Origin of the sequence: Halomonas sp. ND22Bw (genome assembly GCF_003011945.1) — a bacterium.
Lineage (GTDB): Bacteria > Pseudomonadota > Gammaproteobacteria > Pseudomonadales > Halomonadaceae > Halomonas > Halomonas halophila.
Window position 1 is genome coordinate 1 of record NZ_PXWD01001616.1, and the last position, 242, is coordinate 242.

Annotated in this window: 1 pseudogene; it reads right to left on the reverse strand. The window is 33.9% G+C overall.

What is annotated here, in order from left to right:
• Positions 1 to 177, reverse strand: a pseudogene (locus CVH10_RS23725) (hypothetical protein); the annotation flags it as partial.
• Positions 178 to 242 lie beyond the last annotated feature (65 nt).

The window sequence follows — 242 nt, forward strand, 5'->3', positions numbered from 1 at the left end:
ACTATAATGAAAACGTAATTTTTGTTTTTCTTCTAGACGAATACGATATTGAGATCTTTTCCCGGAATGTGATTGGTTTCTAAGATCATTTCCAGATCCGGGCCTTTTATTAGTTAGTCCCGGTAAAGTCCCCAGGCGGCGTATTTTTTTGAAACGAGGCCCTCGGTAACGCGACATAAAGACTCCTTTGTTTTATTTATTTTTCTTAATATTTCATTTTACAAAATAAACCTAAATTAAAA